This is a genomic window from Methylibium rhizosphaerae (assembly GCF_006386545.1).
Lineage (GTDB): Bacteria > Pseudomonadota > Gammaproteobacteria > Burkholderiales > Burkholderiaceae_C > Pseudorivibacter > Pseudorivibacter rhizosphaerae.
In genome coordinates, this window is sequence record NZ_SWAR01000065.1 from 1 (window position 1) to 17,189 (window position 17,189).

At 67.2% G+C, this 17,189-nt stretch carries 15 protein-coding genes; 6 read left to right on the forward strand and 9 right to left on the reverse strand.

The window, feature by feature from the left end:
• Positions 1 to 511: 511 nt before the first annotated feature.
• The 4 genes from E8D38_RS26310 to E8D38_RS26325 are packed head-to-tail and all read right to left on the reverse strand — an operon-like array spanning position 512 to position 2,131.
• Positions 512 to 778: a hypothetical protein gene (locus E8D38_RS26310; protein WP_140637254.1), complete on the reverse strand. Its 267-nt coding sequence runs from the start codon at positions 776 to 778 to the stop codon at positions 512 to 514.
• A gap of 21 nt (positions 779 to 799) precedes the next feature.
• Positions 800 to 1,033 (reverse strand): hypothetical protein, encoded by a 234-nt coding sequence (locus tag E8D38_RS26315; RefSeq protein WP_140637255.1) that lies wholly within the window; start codon positions 1,031 to 1,033, stop codon positions 800 to 802.
• An 18-nt stretch (positions 1,034 to 1,051) separates the two neighbouring features.
• The gene (locus E8D38_RS28495) at positions 1,052 to 1,561 is read right to left on the reverse strand and encodes a hypothetical protein (protein WP_181179478.1); all 510 of its coding nucleotides are present in this window, start codon (positions 1,559 to 1,561) and stop codon (positions 1,052 to 1,054) included.
• Positions 1,562 to 1,585: 24 nt separating this feature from the next.
• Entirely contained in the window at positions 1,586 to 2,131 is a 546-nt protein-coding gene (locus E8D38_RS26325) for a hypothetical protein (protein ID WP_140637256.1), read from the reverse strand.
• A 679-nt stretch (positions 2,132 to 2,810) separates the two neighbouring features.
• Between E8D38_RS26325 and E8D38_RS26330 the strand changes: the two genes are divergently transcribed.
• The 3 genes from E8D38_RS26330 to E8D38_RS26340 all read left to right on the forward strand — a co-directional run bounded on the left by E8D38_RS26330 (position 2,811) and on the right by E8D38_RS26340 (position 4,099).
• The gene (locus tag E8D38_RS26330) at positions 2,811 to 3,353 is read left to right on the forward strand and encodes a JAB domain-containing protein (protein WP_140637257.1); all 543 of its coding nucleotides are present in this window, start codon (positions 2,811 to 2,813) and stop codon (positions 3,351 to 3,353) included.
• Positions 3,354 to 3,425: 72 nt separating this feature from the next.
• A complete protein-coding gene (locus tag E8D38_RS26335) occupies positions 3,426 to 3,731 on the forward strand; it encodes a hypothetical protein (RefSeq protein WP_140637258.1) in 306 nt (101 codons plus the stop codon).
• Between the two features lie 11 nt (positions 3,732 to 3,742).
• Positions 3,743 to 4,099: a hypothetical protein gene (locus E8D38_RS26340; RefSeq protein ID WP_140637259.1), complete on the forward strand. Its 357-nt coding sequence runs from the start codon at positions 3,743 to 3,745 to the stop codon at positions 4,097 to 4,099.
• A gap of 109 nt (positions 4,100 to 4,208) precedes the next feature.
• Here the strand turns inward: E8D38_RS26340 and E8D38_RS26345 are convergent, their stop codons facing one another.
• Positions 4,209 to 6,209 carry a ParB/RepB/Spo0J family partition protein gene (locus E8D38_RS26345; RefSeq protein ID WP_140637260.1) on the reverse strand — a complete coding sequence of 667 codons (2,001 nt, stop codon included), beginning with the start codon at positions 6,207 to 6,209 and terminating at the stop codon, positions 4,209 to 4,211.
• Positions 6,210 to 6,617: 408 nt separating this feature from the next.
• On the opposite strand from E8D38_RS26345, the gene E8D38_RS26350 reads away from it, so the two are divergent.
• Positions 6,618 to 8,174, forward strand: coding sequence for a hypothetical protein (locus tag E8D38_RS26350; RefSeq protein WP_140637261.1), 1,557 nt, complete (start codon positions 6,618 to 6,620; stop codon positions 8,172 to 8,174).
• Between the two features lie 211 nt (positions 8,175 to 8,385).
• Here E8D38_RS26350 and E8D38_RS26355 read toward each other — a convergent pair whose 3' ends face one another.
• A complete protein-coding gene (locus E8D38_RS26355) occupies positions 8,386 to 10,836 on the reverse strand; it encodes an AAA family ATPase (RefSeq protein WP_140637262.1) in 2,451 nt (816 codons plus the stop codon).
• A gap of 183 nt (positions 10,837 to 11,019) precedes the next feature.
• Here E8D38_RS26355 and E8D38_RS26360 point away from each other — a divergent pair, with 183 nt between their 5' ends.
• Both E8D38_RS26360 and E8D38_RS26365 read left to right on the forward strand, forming a co-directional pair.
• Positions 11,020 to 11,550 carry a papain-like cysteine protease family protein gene (locus E8D38_RS26360; protein ID WP_140637263.1) on the forward strand — a complete coding sequence of 177 codons (531 nt, stop codon included), beginning with the start codon at positions 11,020 to 11,022 and terminating at the stop codon, positions 11,548 to 11,550.
• A 39-nt stretch (positions 11,551 to 11,589) separates the two neighbouring features.
• Positions 11,590 to 12,267, forward strand: a complete 678-nt coding sequence (locus tag E8D38_RS26365) for a hypothetical protein (RefSeq protein ID WP_140637264.1) — start codon at positions 11,590 to 11,592, stop codon at positions 12,265 to 12,267.
• Here the strand turns inward: E8D38_RS26365 and E8D38_RS26370 are convergent.
• From E8D38_RS26370 to dinG, 3 genes are read right to left on the reverse strand one after another with little or no spacing between them, the layout of a single operon-like run.
• Positions 12,203 to 13,525: a metallophosphoesterase family protein gene (locus E8D38_RS26370; protein ID WP_140637265.1), complete on the reverse strand. Its 1,323-nt coding sequence runs from the start codon at positions 13,523 to 13,525 to the stop codon at positions 12,203 to 12,205. The genes E8D38_RS26365 and E8D38_RS26370 overlap by 65 nt on opposite strands.
• A gap of 12 nt (positions 13,526 to 13,537) precedes the next feature.
• A complete protein-coding gene (locus E8D38_RS26375; protein ID WP_140637266.1) occupies positions 13,538 to 14,965 on the reverse strand; it encodes a recombination directionality factor in 1,428 nt (475 codons plus the stop codon).
• A gap of 15 nt (positions 14,966 to 14,980) precedes the next feature.
• Positions 14,981 to 17,146 (reverse strand): ATP-dependent DNA helicase DinG, encoded by a 2,166-nt coding sequence (dinG, locus tag E8D38_RS26380; protein ID WP_246099706.1) that lies wholly within the window; start codon positions 17,144 to 17,146, stop codon positions 14,981 to 14,983.
• Positions 17,147 to 17,189 lie beyond the last annotated feature (43 nt).

A 17,189-nucleotide genomic window follows, 5' to 3' on the forward strand; every position in this document is an offset into this window, starting at 1 on the left:
TCCGTGTGCAAAGGCGAAGGCAATCGTTCAGTATGGCTAGCGATCGCTCATGTTCCGGCACGTATGCGTCTGCCGCTCACTCGCTCGGCCCAAAATCGAAGTCGTTGCCGGTGCCTAACCCCTTGTATCTCTCAACGACCGCTCTGGGGCGATCGACCTCGTACGCCTGAGCAGCTGCTTTGGGTCGGCACCGTGAGTTCGAGCCGTACACGGGAGCGGTCGCCAGCATTACGTTCGGCCTCGCGAGAGGCTACGGGCAGCTGCACTTCGTACAGGCGTCATTCCGTGCAGCGATCTTCGTCGGGCCGAACGGCCGCTTGGTCTCAGTCAGCGTGAGTACAGCCGCCGTCGACCAAGGCCGGCTTCCGCTGGATTCTGTTGAAAAACTCAAGTGCGACTCTCCAGCTCGAGTCAGTCGCGAAAGACGACCTCGCAGGCTAGGCTCAAAGTGCCGACCGGTCTGTCCAAATCCCGTTGCCAGCACTCGTGCCTGTCCCTCGACCTTCGCCCCTCATGGCAGTTGCCCGGCCGGCAGCAGCGGCTCACCGAACAGGTCACCGCAGCCGCGCGACCGAAGCCACTCGGCGCTTTCGTGGCGAAGGGCCGCATCGATCTCGCGGCACCGGTAGCGCGCCTTGTGCAGCGCGACCAGGAGCACCTCGTCGCTGCTGGCACCGGGCGCCTCGCGCCGAGCCCATGCAACATCCAGCGTCCGCAGGGCATTCAGGCGTTCGTCAAGGCAATCCCCGAACTCGCTGTCAGCGATCGATCTCGTCATGGCAAGCTCTCCTGGCTCGGTTCAGTCCGTCCTGGCCCAGCGCCGGAACGACCACAGGCAAACACCGACGTTGGTAACGTACATGCCGATCGACCACCAGAGGTTCGTCTGCACGCACAGCGTGATCAGCACTGCGTTCGCTGCGATCCATGTGAGGAATCCGTGGCGCGACTTCGAGGCGACCTGCACCTGCCCGAGCACCGTGAGCAGCCAGCCGGTAATCTGCAGGGCGGTGCCCCAGGACACTGCTTCCAAGCGCCTGCTCCCCGGTCGTCACTCGGCAGCTCGCGAGGCGTTCGCCGGCCACGGCTTGCCCAGCACCCGATAGACCTGCTGGAGCGCGGCTGCTTCGCGTGGTCTGCGGCTGGCATCCCTGGATTCGGGCGTGTCGAACGCGCACCGCACGCTGTGCAGCGCGGCAACAGCCCGGGACAGCAGTTCCAGGATCTCGAAGAACGCCGTAGCTGCGTCGTCGCACTCGGTGGCTGCACAGCAAGGCGCTGCCACCGCCTCATGCATTGGCGACGCCTCTTCGGGATCCGCCGGATCACCGTAGCGGGCGCGGTACCGTTCATGCTCGCCGCAATGCGCCACGAGCCCCATGCTTTCCAGCATCGAGCGCTCCCAGGCGCCGGGTCGCCGGGCCCCGTCGGCCACGCACGCCAGGACATACGCGACTAGGTCTTCCACGGTGTTGAATGGATTGGCCGCCCCGTGCTTCCGGTGCAGGGCGACCAGGTACTGAAGCTCGTTCAGCACTTCACGATCGACGGTCACTTGCATGACGTGTTGCGCCACTGCTCGCGTTCAATGCCGCCGCTCATCGTTGGCGACCGGCGTGCAATGCACGGGCACGCCGGCGCGCAACGGCGCCTCGAAACACGCGGCGCACCGGTGCAGGTAGCTCGCGACCAGCGCGGCACGCTGCGGCTCGCGCGCCTTCACTTCGGCATGCAGGCGCGCAAGCATCACGCCGACCTCGATGTCCACCGCTTCGGTGACCGGGTCGTCACGGCCTTCGTAGGCGCCGGCCTCGGCCTTCGGCGCCATCTGGTGTGCCGCCACGTCGAGGAAGAAGCGCCGGTTCGGATGGATGACGTGATAGGCCAGCGCCGTCGAAACGTAGACGCAGGCGTCCTGCTCGGGCCCCACCACCACGACGGTGTCCTGCTCGAACCGCGCCTGGACGTCGCGGTTGCCCAGGCCCAGCGCCGCGCCCGACCACACCTGGCCGAACAGCACCACGTCGCATTCGTGTTCGTGCGGCCGCCGGTCGCACACCGGCAGCAGGTCCTGCTTCATCGCGCACTGCAGCGCCCAGCTCAGGCTGCGGATCGGATCACGGTTGAACATGGCGGCACTCCTTCGTGTTCATGGGATCCACTGTGGACTGGCGTGCCGTGCAATCAACCCGGAGCCGGGCGGCGTATCAGGCCGGCGCTGTGAAGTCGGCCCCTGCCAGCCGAGCCATCACGACGGAGCACCGACATCACCCGGAACAGGCCGTATTTGCGGCCCGGTTCCGGCCTTGCAGCGCCCTGCCCGCGCGCCGATCCTTGACCCGCTGCACAACGACCCCACCAGGTCGTGGCCCTCCCCCGTCGGAGGTGTCTCTGCCGCAAGGCAGGACCGAGCTGCCGTGGTCAGCGACGTGAGCAGTTGAGTGTTGTCAGAGCGGTCCGCTTGCGCCTCCCGGCGAGCGGCATAGATCGAGAGCGACGAGAGCTGCATCAGCAGCAGAGCGGGCGGCGGTCTCCCGGACTCGCCGCCCTTCTTCATTTGTAGCGGGCCACGACCTTCCAGGCCGTCGGCCCTTCATCAACCCCGTGGGGACTCCAGCGTCCCCACCCGGGCGTGCGGCGTTCCCTTGCCCAAAGAAGGAGAGCGCCATGTTGAACCAGAGCCTTGCCCCGCGCGTGCCGTCACTTTGCATCCTGCTGGGCGGTCCGCGGCATCCCGCGCCGCGTGTCGAACCGAAGTTGCCGGCCCTGCTGCGCCCGGCTGCGCAGCCCACCACAACCACGAGGCGGCCATGAACGTCGAGTCGCTCGACCGCGAACAGCTCGAAGCCCTCCTGCTCGATCCGTATGGGAGCGGGCAGGCGCCCGGCGGCGGTTCACGCGAGAACCGGCTGCGCCACGTATTGGCCGCCGCGCATGAGTTGCTGGTGCGCATCGCCAACCAGGACATCGTCGGACGACGCCTGCTCGACAACCCGGCGCTGGTGAAGCAGTACCTCACGGTGCTGTTCGCCGGCGCCGAGCGCGAGCTGTTTGCCGTGCTGTTCCTGGATGCGCAGCTGTGCGTGATCGCCGCCGAGACCTTGTTCGCCGGCACTTTGACGCAGACCAGCGTCTACCCACGCGAGGTCGTGCGCCGCGCCCTGCACCACAACGCGGCGTCGGTGGTGCTGGCGCACAGCCACCCGCGCGGAGTCGCCGAGCCCAGCAAGGCAGGCGAGCTGCTGACCGCGACGCTCAAGAGTGCCCTGTCGCTGGTCGAGGTCAGCGTCATCGACCACCTGGTCGTCGCGGGACCGGCCGCCATCTCCTTCGCGGAGCGCGGCCTGCTGTGAACCCGACCGCAGGCGCATCCGCGCGATGCATCTGCGGCCTGTCTGTCTACCCATCCATCGAGTGAGGAAACCATGAGCATGATTCACTACCGACAAGCCTCCTATGCCACCCAGCTGCGCGAGCAGCTCGAGCTGGCCGGCTGCGAGAGCAAGGTCGCCGCCATCGTGTCGCGCACGGTCGGCGAGCTGATCGACCACCTGGCCCAGGCGCTTGACGACCTGCGGCGCGAGGCGAAGGACAAGGACTTCGAAACGTCCATGCGGCAGCACGAAGTCGAGTCCGCCCGCAGCGGCGTATTCGAGCGCCTGATGGGCATCACGTTGTTCGTGCTGGCCGTCGCGCTCGTGGTCGGCATCCTGGTCGCGCTGTTCTGGTGAAGGAGGCTGCCATGGCAACGTCCCGAATCATCGGCAGCGCGATGACACCGTTCGGGGCCGCCGACGTCTACGTGGGCCGCTACCCGGCCGGCGGCGCCATCGCCGTCCAGCTGCTCGGCAGCGACACCGGCGAACCACTGGGTATCTTCTCGACCAACCTGGTGCCGTACGGCGCCCAGGTCGGCGACACCGAGTTCCACGCCAAGGTGTGGTCGGAGAACGAGCCGCTCGTCGCGCCGATGCTGGCGTCGGGCCTGTTCGAGGACACCGGCAGGACCGAGGCGTCGGGCTTTGTGATGGCGCCGGTGTGGCGCATCCGGAACCCCGAGCACGTACCACCCCTGACGCGGCGGCTCCGGCCGCGCTGAGTCCCGTTCTGCAGGCCCGGACACCTCACAGGTGTCCGGGTCCCCTTCTTCCTGGCAATGAGCACGGCCCGCACCGCTTGCGATGCCGCGCGCCACCCGGGGCAGCTTCTCAGGCCGCCGTTGCTGCCACGACCCTGAGCCCCCGGCGCTCGGCTGCCGGCTCGCCGACCGAGCGCAGCACGCTCGGGACCCAGCGCTTGCCGGCAAGCTGCGCCTCGGCCTGCGCGACCAACTCGTCCTTCTTGAGCTTCGCCAGCAGCGCCGCTGACTCGGCGGACACGGCCTCGCTGACGGCATCGACGATTTGCGCCTTCGACACTTGGCGCAGATAGTTGGCCGCGGTCGGCTCCCACCAGTCCGCCATGTCCAGCGAGACAGCGGCGGCCAGTTCATCGGTCGCATGGCTGCCGGCCGTGGACGCGATGGCATTCACCGTCAGCGCGGCGCACAGCGCCAGCAGGTCGCACAGCTCGCTCTCCGGCAACGCGATGAGCCAGGCCAGCAGGCGCGCCGAGTCGCCCGGTATGCGCTCGCCCCACGCATCGCGCAGTTGCATCAGCTCCTGCCACGCGCGACTTTCCTCGATCATGCCCTCGCCGAAGCGCACCAGCTCCTCGGCGCATCCGCGCGCCTGCACGTCGAGCGCGGTGCGGGTGCGCTGCTGCCCGAGCACGCGCTGCACGAGGTTGTGCGCCAGGCCTGCGAGCGCGACATGGGTGTTGTCGGCCAGCATGCGCTGCAGGGCGATGGTGCGGTGCGCGGTCAGCTTGCGCGTCAACGCCTCGGACAAGGCCGGCCGCTGAGGCTCCGACTCCTGGTCGCCTGATGGCGACTCGTCGCGGCGCGGCGCATGCACAGCGGCGGCCTTGCCGAGCGCCTTGCGATCCTGCGGACGCACGAGGCCGCGATGCACGACGATCTCGCCGTTGCGCTCCACCGTGACGATGGCGCCGGCCAGCGACAGGATCTCCGGCGTCCACGCGGCGTACTTCTCGTCGAGGCGGCGCAACTGCGCGCGAAGCTCGGTCAGGCGGCGCTGCTTCTTCTGCAGGTCGGCCGCGTCGGCAGGCTGGTCCTCCTCGTCGCAGTCGTAGGCGGCGTCGAGGGCACGCTGAAGCTCCTCGGACTCGGCTGCGAGCAGATCGACTTCGGCCTGCTCGGCCTCGGTCAGCGCCCGCCGCACCTTCTGGGCGCGGGCGAACTCGCTCAACTCTTGGTACTGCAGCTCGATGCGCGCCTCGACCCAGCTCCAGCCCTCGGCCCGGACTTTTGCCGCGCGGGCGTCCAGGCGCTCGACGGCGAGGCGCTGCAGCAGCGGCGCGTCGATGATGTAGCCCGCGTCGCGCTCGCTGAACAGGTCGCGGCGCACATGCCCGCCCGCACCTTCGTAGGCTTTGAGGCCGACCAGGCGCGCGAGCGGCGAGTCGAGGCTGATTTCGCCGGCCGTCATCGCTTGCCGCAGCCGGTCCGGCGAACGATCCCACTCGCGGCCTTTCGTGGCCTCCCACACCTTGAGTTGGGCGTCATGGTCATCGCTGATGCACAGCGCCATCAACTGATCCAGCGTCATGCCATCCTGCCGGTACAGCTCCAGCAGCTTCGGCGCCGCGTTGGCGAGCTTCAGGCGCCGCTTCACCACGATCGGCGTGACGCCGTACATCGCCGCGACTTCTTCGATGCTGCCGCAGTCGTCGACCATCCTCTGGAACGCCAGGAACTGGTCGGCGGGGTGCATGTCCTCGCGCTCGATGTTCTCGGTGGTGCTGGCGGCGGTCGCTTCTTCGCGCGCACGCACGAGGACCGGCACCGGGAGGTCGTCGGTGTAGCCCTTCGCGTCCTCGATCCAGCCGTCGCGCAGCGCGCACAGCCCGAGGCGGCGCGTCTCGCCGGCGACCACTTCGAGCCGGCCGGTCTGCCGGCCGTCATCTTCCTCCGGCACGACAACGAGGTTCTGCAGCACGCCTCCGTGCATGTGGATCGACACCGCCATGCGGCGGATGCGCTCGCGGGTGCGCTTCTTCTTGCGCGCGTTGCCGTCCTTTGCTGGGACGAGGACGCCCAAGGGCGCGGTTGTGAGTTGGCCCACTTGGTACTTGGTCGCTTCGGTCATCGGTCGCCTCCATGAAGTAGCTGGAGCGACTTTGAAGAACTGTCCCGCGCTATCAAGGGGCACTGATCACCCGGATCGCTGGCCATACGTCCGCCTGACCGGCAAGCAACTGACCCCTTGTTGATACCAGCGCTCGGCGAGCAACAGTCACTCAGCCTGTCGCCGCAAAACAGACACTCAAGAATGGGTAGCTCGCGGCTGGGCTGCCGATGATGACGACGTTGATGGGGCGGAAGGCGATCGACTGAGCGCTGCGATCCTGTCTTTCGCGGACTCACGCAGTTGTCGCTCGCGAACTCAGCGACGCCATCAAGTCCGTGCAAAGGCACTCCGTCAAACTCACGTGTGAGCCACCGTGGGCTCGGCGCTGTGATGCACTATGCTGACACGTACGGGAGGTGGCATGCCATGTGGGTCGACACCGTAGCCAAAGAGGCGGCGCAATACACACTCTGGTTCGCGCGCGTTCCATCTGTACTTCTCTGTGATCGCCCACAGTCGGAGTTGAGCCGCGCCATTCGGAAGTCTCGGATTCCGCCACCCTGGCTTGCACTGCTCATTGCCACAGCCGGCTTTGCGTTGCTACTAGCCGTGACGCCTCAAGCATGGCTTCCCCTTCCCGACTTTGCAGGTCAGATGCGAGCTTCGACCAGCCAAGTCTGGAACTCGCCGCCTCTCGAGTTCATCTTGACCGTGGCCCTGGGTTGGGTTTTGGCAATGGTATCGAGTGCGATTCTCAGCGCTACTGTGCTGCCATTGACCGGTGCTAGATGGAACGATGCATGGCAACTGACAGCGATTACCGTTGGCTGGGCTCTTGGGGTAAGTGGGACGCTAGGATTGCTTCTCGTTGCCATATGTCCGCTGACGACTGCGCTAACGTCTGCCGAGGTCTGGTCGCAGCCTACTTCGCTTGATGTCGCTCGCAGCATCCAGCGAGCGCTGTCGACTAGAGACTGCTTGAGTAATGTGATATCGAGCGCCTGGGCAAGAGCACTTTGGTTAATCGTTTTTGCCTTTGCGGCTGCTTCGTTGCTGAAGGCGCTCTTAGCTGCGGGACGCCCACCGCGTTACATCCATCGGGCCGGCATCGTCGCGAGCCGCGGCCAGCGCTTCCTTCATAGCACCGCAATGCGTATTGCTGGACGCATGATCGGCAGCGTGGCGCTGATGTCAGCGTTAGTCGCAGTCACATTCTTGATCGGCATTCGAGCGAACACCATTGTGAAAGCAGCGACTGGAGCCGCAGTCGACGTAGACATTGGCAATTTCGCCGCGCTTGATCTGACGGGCGAGCGACCGCCGCTAGTGTCCCTCAGAGCGGTGTCGTGTCACCCGTCAAACGCACCTGATCTGGCCGATTGCTTTGCAGTACTACAAGTCCGGCAGAACATCTGGATCATGCCGGCGCCGATTGAGGTAAACCCGTTTCATCGCTACTTGTACGAACGATACCGAATGCCTCACGAGCATGCGCTCGACGACTTCGTAACGGTGGGTGACCGCTCCAAGGATGCCTTGAGGCGCCCAGGGGTCATCTCAACAGGCGTTTGCGCGGGGCAGTTGCTCGACACGCTGACGCCGGACAATCGAATGATGAATGACCAAAAAGTCTTCACGATGCCGGCATCGTTCGCCGCAGAACGGAAGCAGTTGGGGCTCCCAGGTGAGGCGCTGATTCTGGAGCGGGAGGCGCCGAAGGGCGTGTGGCTCCGACTCCCCTTGATAGCCGTCTGCTTCGCCACAGAACGGAGCCCTTCTGGTACGTGCGCCGAGCAGGTATTCGGCATACGTGGGATGGTGTTGCCAGGAGAGGCCGAAAGCATTTGGCGCAGCCAACCAGCGCTGAGCTTAGGTTGGAACCGTGTTTCGCTCGGCCACCTCAACCTTGATGCAGCCATGCTCGATCCAACTATCACGACAGCATGTGAACAGCGGTTCTGGCCGTTCAAGTTCGACAGGTAACTACACCGATTCGCCGCTCCAAAGACGTCGTCCTTGGATCCGGCATTCGCTTGGAATACGTGGTGCGCCCGGAAATGGCGAAGGTCCGCTCAGCCCGGTGCTGATCGACAGCAGCGGGTCGTTCTCACACTCGGAAGTCCGGTATCGTGGAAGTGCCCGCTGGCATCCCAGCACACGCGTGGGCTGGGTGGTCGCGGCATGATTTGAAACCTCAGGTGGCCTGCCGATCTCGACACGCGCTGAAGCGCTTGACCTCGATCACGCTGTCCGCGAGAGACCAAAGCTCCGGCGTCTGCGAAACGAACAGCTCCTGTTCGTAGCCGCCCAACCGCAGCACCTCCCGCTTCATCGCCATGAACATGCGCTTGCGGTCCGGGTCGAGCGGCCCGTCCGCTTCGTCGGAGAACAGCGTCTGGTAGCGCTGCCCGGCCGACTGCGCGAGGTAGATGGCGATCGCCCGCGTCAACGCCTCATCAATCCACACACGCTCGCCGCCGCTCATCACCGCGACGCTCTTCGACGCACCGGTTTCCGCATCGAAGACAAGCACGTCGAACCCTTCCTTCAGGTCCTTCCTGACGGTCTCGACCTGCGTCGTGATGGACACCGTGAAGCGCGGACCGTAGCAACCCAGCAGCAACTCGTTGGTCAGGCTCGCAAGCGTCGGGCCCGCATCGTCGATGCACAGCGCGATCACGCCGTCGTTGCCGAGGGCCTTGGCGAGCGCGGTCCACAGGGCGAGTTCCGTTTCCAGATGCGCGACGGCGCTCGCTGCGCCCTGCCCTTCGGCCAAATGGGAGACCGACGACTGGAGCCGTCCGGTCAGCTCCGCATGCCGAGTCACCGCCGCCGTGTGCGCGGCGTCGGCCTCAGCCAGGGCCTGCCGTGCGCGCGAGGCCGCCAGCTCGGCCGCCGCGCGCGGGCCAGCGTCAAACGGCGGAGGCAGGCCCGCCAGCTGCTGCGTCAGGCGCTCCGACACTGCTTCCAGTTTGCCCACCTCGCGTGCCTGCCGATCGTTTGCTTCGCGCTCGGCAGCATCGCACCCGGCCCACTCCTCTCGGGCATTCGTCTGCGCGACCTGCTCACGCTGCCCGACCTTCGTCAGGTCCGTCGCGATGGCCTTCAGCCGCTCCTGCGCCTGACACACGGACTCTGCCAATGCGGCGTCCGCGTTGGCAATCCGGCGCTGCTCGATCACGGCGTCGAGCGATGCACGTGCCTGGGTAAGCTGGGTCGCCGCGTCGCCGATACCGGCCAGCTCGCGTTCGAGCGCGTCGCGCTCCGCATCCAGCTTCGCCACTTCCTGCCGCACCTGCTCGATCTTGAGATCGGCGCTCGACTGCAGGGCCCTGGCCTCGTGAGCGTCGGCGAGCAGCTTGCAGGTGCCTTGCAGGTCCGTACCGTTGCAAGGCACCTCTGCCGTGAGCTGGAAACGTTCACGCAGCTGTTGCGCGCGCAGCGCTGCCGCGCCGGCCTCACGCTCCAGGCCCTGGCGACTCGCGGCGATCACCTGCAACCGCTGGTGGGTTCGCGCGCAGCGATGGGCGGTTTCCTCTGCCGATCGCAGTGCGGTGCGCGCCAGCTGTTCCTGCGCAACAAGCGCCGGCAGCCGTTCGACGGCGGCGCGGATCGCGTCCCGCCGGGCCAGGAGCGCCTGGGCGGCGGCAACCTCGCGTTGCAGTCCGATGCGCGCCGCGGCAGCTGCTTCTTCAGCAGCCCGCAGCGCATGGGCCGCGCGCTCGCGCCGCGCCTTGAGATCGTCCTCGACACGAGCTTGGGCACCGACCAGCGTGCTCTTGCGCCGCGCCAGTTCGCCGATCTGCGCCTGCAGCGACTGCCGCAGCGTCTCGACCCCGGCAGCCGCCGCCCGCTCGGCTTCGCGTGCAGCGAGCTCTTGTTGCGCCGCCTGCAGGCCCGCCTGTGCAGCCGTCTTGCGTTCGATCGCCGCGCTGATGTTCGACTGGACGCCCCCGACCATCTCGCGCAGCTGCTGCACGGACTGCTCCATCGCCCGGTGCCGAACCACCGCCGCACGCCGTTCCTCCAGCGCTTGTTGAAGCTGTGCGGCAACACGCGCCGCCTGCTGACCGGTCGTGCGAATCCGCTCCAGCCCGAGCAACTCGACGAGCAGCCCCTTCACCTCGCTCGGCCGGTACGCCGAAAGTTGACGCCGGTTCTGTGCATGGAAGGCCGACGTGAAGAAGGTCTCCGGCGAGCCGATCAGCCCCTCGACGCAGCGGTCGTAGGTGTCCGTCTTGCCGTCCGAGCGTGTGCCGTCCGGCATCACGACCGGCACCCATCGGCCGTCCTTCCATTCGTGCAGGAAAGCCTCGGTGCGGCGCGCGCCGTTCATCCGGAAGACGAGCTGTGAGCGGAATCGCCGGCCCTCGTGCATCCACTCGAGATCCTTGCAGCCTTCGGGCGCGCAAAGATGGTCGTAGTACGAGAAGCCGCCGACGCTGGCGCTCGTGGCGCGCGATGGCATCAGCCGGTACGGATGTGCGTTGTCGAGGATCGTGGTCTTGCCGCTGCCATTCGGGCCCACCAACGCGACGATTCGCGCGCCTCCTGCCAGCGCCTCGAAGTCGATGTCCAGTTCGTCGCGCCCCAAACCGCTGCGAATGCCGGAGAAACCCCGGAGCGTCAGCTTGAGCGGTTGCATGGCTTGGTTCCACAGCGAGCGGTCGATGCCGACAGTGTTTCGGTTGACGCCTCGGAATCAATGGCACTTGGCCCGCCTTGAAGAAGCGCGCTGGGAACCGCCTGGGACAAGTCACTCAAGTCACTAGATCAAGCTTGAGCACCAAAGCACCATCACGCACAACATCCAGGGGAGGCAAGTCCCATGTTCGAGGTGTGGCCGAATATTCCTCGAGGCGCCGAGCAACCACAACTGCAGGTGACCTATCGCGCTCAACTCGACCGGGAATCATGCTGGGCAGCAGCTGCTCAAATGGTGCTCCAGGTGGTGGCAAAAAAAGTCTTGGGGTACGACATGCAAGCGGGGCTGGTCACCGCCCACAGCAAGCACGGCGCGAAGTGTTTTGAGTCGGCACTGAAGGCTCATGGCGTCAGCTCGAGATATGTGCAGGCAGCGCTGGGATTTGTCGACGTGGAGATGTCCATTGGCGCCGGAAGTCCGCTGGTCTACGACCTGGACTTCGAGGAACCGACCACGCACGTGGGTGTGATCGCGGGCCATGGGAAAGAAGGCAACGGTACCGAGTGGATCTACATCCTCGATCCATACGATCTGGTCTTTCGCAGTCGAGGGTCATCACCGTGCGGCTGGATCAAGTTCGCCGAACTCAGCCATCGGCAAGTGAAACCTGCCCGGCGATGGTGCGGCACCTACTACGACTTCAAGAAGGAGTAGTCAGACGACAGTCCTGCACACTCGATCTAGGAGCACGCCATGAACTACATTTACTTTGCATACAAGCTGGACACGAGCGACATGGGGGATGCGCTCTTGGAAGGCGAGGCGGAAGTCCTCATTGATTGCCTGCAGAAGAAGTTTCTGCAAGGTGCAAGGCTAGGCAAGCTTCGCGAAGCCATGAGAAAGGCCGTCTTCAAGAAGGCGCTAACGCACGGGGAACACATCTCGCCAGCTGACGTTTACTACGAGCCCGCTCCCAGCGTCGTCCTTCAACCGCCGTCGATCAAGCCCCTCAAGGTTCTGGAGCATGATCGCGATGCGAGCCTGTATGTCTTCGCTCACGGCAGCCCCGGTGTGGTGGGGACGAGGAGCGACCGCGTGTCGTTGTCGGCCAAAGACTTGGCGGTGCGGCTGATCGAGGATGGGCTGCCGCGCAACGTCGCCAAGATCAAGCTGTTCGCCTGTCATTCAGGCGTTGACGCCGCCAGTGGCAGCAGCTTCGCGCAAGACCTCTGCCGCGCTCTCTGTGCGGAACACTGCCTTCCGAGTCTGATCGTCAGCGGCTATCTTGGTAAAGCATCGCCGGACCTGTCCTTGGAACATCGTACGCTGATAGGAGGGGTTCCAGGCAAGCAGGCAAAGCGCTCCTTCACTGGCCGGGCGGGCGACGAATGCGTTCTGGATCCACAGCAGGGAGTTCGGATACTGCACTGAAGATGCCTTGTCCTGAACTTGAGTGCGGGGCATGGCGTGACGGCACACCAGTAGCGGCGTCGCGAAGGATGCCGCTCACGATCTGCTCGGCAGGCACCTGCAGTTGGCCGAGCCTATCCACCAGCGGTTCTCCTTCGACGCCAGCGAGTTCGGCCCAGCGGCGCAGCTTGTCGGCCAGCGCCGGCACCGCGCTGATGCCGGCCGAGCGCGCCCGCATCAGCGGCACGACGCGCCCTTCCAGCCGCAGCTCCGCGGCACCCGCCAGCAGGCGCTCGATCTCGTCGCGATCGACCGAGGCGCGTTCCTCCTCGGCGATCTGCCAGCGCACGCGCACGAAGGCCCCGGCCGCGTCGGCAGCCGCGGCGCGGATGGCACCCATGTCGGGCCGGCCGCTGAACGTGAGATGCAGCATGCGGCGCGAAGGCGTCTCGATGAACCGGAAGCTCGCGCCGTGCGGGGACACGTCCCACAGCAGGCACCCCTTCGCGTCTTCCTCGCCGTAGTGCAGCCGGCCGATGGAGCCGGGGTAGGCGACCACGCGTCCGTCCTGGTGCCAGGCCTGGTGCTTGTGGATGTGGCCCAGCATGAACGCCGAGGCCTGCGCTGCGAACAGGCTGCCGGTGGTGAACTCGTGGTCCAGCCCGGCCATTGGCACGCCGTGCTCGGTGACACAGCCGCTCACTGTGCCGTGCGACACGCCGACCGTCGGCACACCGGCCGTCGCGGCCTGGCGGTTGATCTCGCCGAAGCCGGCCAGCAAAGCCGCCAGTTGCTGGCCGACGGCCTCGGCCGCCGCGTTGGCGCCCACCGCGGCGGCCACGGTCGCCTTGTTGACCGTCGGCACGCACGAGACCAGCACCTGCGCGCCGGCCGGCACGTCGTCGAAGCGCCAGGCGTCGCTGGCGACCCAGCCCTGCGCACCGCACCACGCCGCCTGGTGGATGCGATCGGCGACGTGCACCGCGAAGCGTCCGCCGAGCAGCCGGAACACATCCAGCGTGCCGGGCGGCTCGTGCGAGAACGTCCCCTGCAGCATCAGCACCGGGCAGTGGTCCGCGAGCCGGCGCACCAGGCGCGCGAGCGCGACGAACGACGGCGAGTGCACGTCGATGGCGTGATCCGTCGAGTCGCCGCTGATGACAGCCACCTCGGCGCCGGCCTCCACCACGGCGTCGATCGCGAAGGCCGTGCAGCGCTCGACCTCCGCGAGCGTCTTCGGATCGCCAAAGTGCAGGTCTGACAGATGGGCAATGTGCATCGTGCTTCCCCCTCAGCCCGCATCGAGCTCGGTCTCGATCAGCGCGGCCAGCGTGCCGGGCGACTGCGCGTGCTCCTCGGCTTCGCGGATCGCGCGCGTGACGGTCTCCGGCTGAAGCTGCCAGTGCTCGCGCCGGAAGCGCCGGGTGGCATAGAGCGCGTAGCGATCGGTCGCCACGTTCATGCCTTGCAGCAACATGCGCAGCCGCACGAGTTGCGGACCGACCTCCTTCAGCAGCGCCGCCGCCTTGCCGAGCGCCTCGGGCGAGCGACCCCAGTCCTCGTTGCGCCAGGTCTCGATGGCGAACCGCTTGAAGGCCTCGACCTCGATGCCGTACTGCTCCAGTGCGTTTGCGACTTCTCCGCGCAGTTGCTTCACCGCCCTTCGCGCGTCCGCCGCGGGCTCGGCGACCGGGCGTGACGCCCGCCGGTCGGCGCTCGCTGCGGGCGCAGGACCAACTTCCACGACACCGCCTCCGAGCACGTCCGCCGCCGCCTGCGCCGCGGCATCGACGTGCGCCGGCTCGTGCGTCAGCAGCAGGCTGCCCACGTCGATCGGCGCCTGCAGCTCGATCAGCCACGCGCCCCCCTTGACCGCATCGCCGTTGTCGTCGATGCGGGTCACATCCTTGTAGACCTTGGTCAGCCAGAACGTCTGCCGGCCCAGCAGGTAGCCCGACAGCCGTCCGCCGCGCATGCTCGCGACGTGCAGCAGCTGCTGGCGGATGCCGTCCATGCTGTAGAAGCTGCGCGTGGGCAGCGCGATCAGGTTCACCGTCGGCAGCCCGGGCACGATGAACAGCAGCCGGGCGTCGAGGTTGCATTGGCGCTCCTGGTACTGCGGGCAGCGCTCCGGGTCGCACAGACCGCCGAACTCCGCCCGGTCCACCACCTTGCGCCCGCCGAACAAGCGGATCACGCGGCCGCTGGCATCCTTGGGCACCGCGGCGTAGGTCTTGCACCGGCGCGCACCGCTGTCGTCGTACTCGGCCCAGAATCTGCGCTTGCCGGCGGCCCACACCTGCAGCGTGTGCGGCATCAGCAGCTCCCAGGAATCGGCCGCGAAGATCACCGGAAAGCGGTACAGGCGCCGCACGCCGTCCTCGCGCGTCTCGCCGTACTTGTCGAGCAGCAGGTCGGCCAGATCGGGCGTCGGGAAGTCACCGCGCCGGGCGACGAAGTACGGCACGTTGGCCGGCCGCAGAGCGCTCTTCAGGCCTGGCACCGCCTGTCTGATCTCGTTCTCGATCGCGCCGAAGTCCTTGCCTTCGGCGCAGCCGCGTTCGTAGATCGCGCGCGCCGTGTCGTTCTGCTGCGCGGCTTGCGTGAGGATCTTGATGCCCGGGCGGATGACGCCGCCGATGGGCATCTGCACGGTCGGACGTTGGCCGAGGATGGTCGTCGAAACAGCCGCCGGGGCCGGCACTGCGAGTTGGTTCATGGGCGTTCCTTCGAATCAGGCCGCCGGCGGCACGCTGGTGCCGCGCTGGCGATGTGGCTCCACGGTACGGGAGCGACCCTCGCTATCAAGCCCGTCGCCGGCGGCCACGCCGCGCGTGCGGCCGAAGAGCTGGAGCCGCATCGGCGGCAGCGAGCGCAGCAGTTCGCGGCCATAGGTGCGCGTGACGATGCGCCGGTCGAGGATGGTCACCGTCCCACGATCCGTGTGCGAGCGGATCAGGCGTCCCACCGCCTGCGCCAGGCGCACGCAGGCCTCGGGGACGACCAGTTCGCGGAACGGGCTGCGGCCGCACCGCTGCAGCCACTCGGCGCGCGCCTGCTCCCATGGATGCGTGGGCGTCGCGAACGGGAGCTTGGCGATCACGACATGCGTGCAATAGGCGCCGGGAAGGTCCACACCCTCCTGGAAGGCGGCCAGGCCGAAGATCGTCGAGGCACGGCCCTCGTCGACGCGCTGGCGGTGGCGCTGCAGGATGGCGCCCTTGGAGAGCTGGCCCTGCACGAGGGCTTGCGCCTTAATCACCGCGGGCATGCGGTCGTAGATCTCGCGCATCTGCTGCGCCGAGGCGAACAGGACGAGCGACGCGCCATCGGCCACCAGCGCCGGCAGCATCTCGGCCACCTCGGCGGTATGGGCCGCCGCATCGGTCGGGCTCGAGCGCATGCGAGGTACGACGAGGCGGGCCTGCTCGCGGTAGTCGAACGGCGAGGCGAGCCGCAATGTCCGAACCGCCGGAAGCCGGTTCAGGCCGGTCTGGTGCAGGAACAGCTTGAAGGTGCCACCGGCGGTCAGGGTCGCCGACGTGACGATCGCCGCGCTGACGCGCCGCCACAGTGCGCGCTCGAGCCGGTCGCCAGCATCGATCGGCGAGGCTGCGATCACGACGTCGTCGCCCGTGCGCTCGATCCAGCGCGCCGTGGGTGCGGCACCGTGGCGGTCGTGGCGCAGCATCAGCGTCCAGGTGTCCGCGACGCGCGTGCCGCGCACGATCCGCGCGCCGAGTTCCGCCAGCAGTTGCTGCACCAGCTCGGGCGACTCGGCCACGCACTTGAGTGCCTCGACCCGCGCCTCACCGAGCAGGTCGAGCACCGCCTCGGCGGCCGCGAGCAGTTGCTCGCCCACCCGGGCCAATTCGTCCGGGACGGCGCCATGCGCAAGGCGCAGCACGTCGTCGGTCCAGCCCTGGGCCTCGGAGATCCACTGCCAAAGCGGGCCGAGCGCACGCATCACGTCCGCGCAGGCGCCTTGCACGCGCGGATGCATCGCAGCGTCCAGGTGCAGCGCATGCACCGCCGTCTGCACCACGTCGGGCACCTCGCCGGCCCAACCGTAGGTGGCCCGCACCGGGTGCCGCTCGGCATAGTGCTGCACGATCTTGTGCGGCAGCGCATGCCCTTCGTCGAACACGAAGAAGCACTCCGACGGATCCGGCAGCACGCTGCCAGGGCTCATCTCGAGCGCCGACAGCACCAGGTCGTGGTTGGCCACCACCACGTCGGCGTCGCGGATGCGCTGGCGGGCGCGGTAGAACGCGCAGTCGTGGAAGCTGGGGCAGCGGTTGCCGGCGCAGCCGTTGCGATCCGTCGTCAGGCGGTCCCACAGCGTGCCGGGCACGGCGTCGTCGAGCTGGTCGCGATCGCCGTCCCAGCGGCCGGCGTCGAGTGCTTCCGCCAAGCGGCGCAACGCATCGGCTTCGGAGACGCAAATGTCAGCGTCGCCGTCGAGCCGGGCCTGCCGGGCGGTTTCCAGCGCCAGTTCGAGGCGCACCGGGCAGACATAGCGTCCCCGGCCCTTCGCGAGCGCGAAGCTGAACGGCCACGGCGCGCAGGACTGCAGGAACGGCAGGTCCTTGGCCGCGAGCTGCTCCTGTAGCGCGACGGTCGAGCTCGAGATCACCAGCTTCTTGCCGACCGAGCGTGCGAGCACGAGGCCGGGGATCGCGTAGGCGAAGGTCTTGCCGGTGCCTGTGCCCGACTCGCAGACCAGGAGGTTGCCTCCGTCGGTCTCGGCCGGCGCGCTACCGTGCAGGCAGTCGTCGAACGCCTGCGCGACCGCGGCAACCATCTGGCGCTGCTGCTCTGACTCCCGGTAACCGGGCAGTGACGCCTTCACGGCGTCGACAAAGCGTTCGAGGTCGGCGGTTTCCTGGCGCGTGAGCATGCGGCGACGGTAGAGGTCGCCGTCGCGGAATCAAGCCCCGTCG

Excerpts from the sequence above, each read along its gene's own strand:
- E8D38_RS26350 (WP_140637261.1), top strand. The coding sequence starts at position 6,618 with ATGTGGGTCGACACCGTAGCCAAAGAGGCGGCGCAATACACACTCTGG.
- E8D38_RS26310 (WP_140637254.1), bottom strand. The coding sequence starts at position 778 with ATGACGAGATCGATCGCTGACAGCGAGTTCGGGGATTGCCTTGACGAA.
- dinG (WP_246099706.1), bottom strand. The coding sequence starts at position 17,146 with ATGCTCACGCGCCAGGAAACCGCCGACCTCGAACGCTTTGTCGACGCC.
- E8D38_RS26355 (WP_140637262.1), bottom strand. The coding sequence starts at position 10,836 with ATGCAACCGCTCAAGCTGACGCTCCGGGGTTTCTCCGGCATTCGCAGC.
- E8D38_RS28495 (WP_181179478.1), bottom strand. The coding sequence starts at position 1,561 with ATGCAAGTGACCGTCGATCGTGAAGTGCTGAACGAGCTTCAGTACCTG.
- E8D38_RS26340 (WP_140637259.1), top strand. The coding sequence starts at position 3,743 with ATGGCAACGTCCCGAATCATCGGCAGCGCGATGACACCGTTCGGGGCC.
- E8D38_RS26345 (WP_140637260.1), bottom strand. The coding sequence starts at position 6,209 with ATGACCGAAGCGACCAAGTACCAAGTGGGCCAACTCACAACCGCGCCC.
- E8D38_RS26370 (WP_140637265.1), bottom strand. The coding sequence starts at position 13,525 with ATGCACATTGCCCATCTGTCAGACCTGCACTTTGGCGATCCGAAGACG.
- E8D38_RS26375 (WP_140637266.1), bottom strand. The coding sequence starts at position 14,965 with ATGAACCAACTCGCAGTGCCGGCCCCGGCGGCTGTTTCGACGACCATC.
- E8D38_RS26330 (WP_140637257.1), top strand. The coding sequence starts at position 2,811 with ATGAACGTCGAGTCGCTCGACCGCGAACAGCTCGAAGCCCTCCTGCTC.
- E8D38_RS26360 (WP_140637263.1), top strand. The coding sequence starts at position 11,020 with ATGTTCGAGGTGTGGCCGAATATTCCTCGAGGCGCCGAGCAACCACAA.
- E8D38_RS26365 (WP_140637264.1), top strand. The coding sequence starts at position 11,590 with ATGAACTACATTTACTTTGCATACAAGCTGGACACGAGCGACATGGGG.
- E8D38_RS26335 (WP_140637258.1), top strand. The coding sequence starts at position 3,426 with ATGAGCATGATTCACTACCGACAAGCCTCCTATGCCACCCAGCTGCGC.
- E8D38_RS26325 (WP_140637256.1), bottom strand. The coding sequence starts at position 2,131 with ATGTTCAACCGTGATCCGATCCGCAGCCTGAGCTGGGCGCTGCAGTGC.